Annotated in this window: 1 protein-coding gene; it reads left to right on the top strand. The window is 36.2% G+C overall.

Features of this window, described 5'->3' with window-relative positions:
• On the top strand, positions 1-240 hold a 240-nt coding region (locus Q4550_RS23995), incomplete at both ends, for a hypothetical protein (RefSeq protein WP_303536776.1).

Here is a 240-nt window from a genome sequence, read left to right as displayed (position 1 = left end):
GCAAGAGTATCTGCAAGCACCACACGCATTATTAGTGATGATATTCTTTTCGGTGAAGATTTAGCTGAAAGGTTACGAGAGTTAAACATAATCAGCGATATTATCGGTGAAAATTGTGTTGATTTTAATCAAATATCCGAGGAAGCTAAACACCTATTAAATCAAGAAGCTCGAATTTATACAGACGAAGAAATCGGAGCTGTCAGAAGTGAACTAAACACTAAATTCGAGGAATACGGT

This window comes from Anaerobacillus sp. 1_MG-2023 (assembly GCF_030547345.1).
Classification (GTDB): Bacteria; Bacillota; Bacilli; order Bacillales; family Guptibacillaceae; genus Guptibacillus; species Guptibacillus hwajinpoensis_B.
The sequence above is the reverse complement of the archived record's forward strand: the minus strand, read 5'-3'. Positions and strand labels throughout refer to the sequence as shown.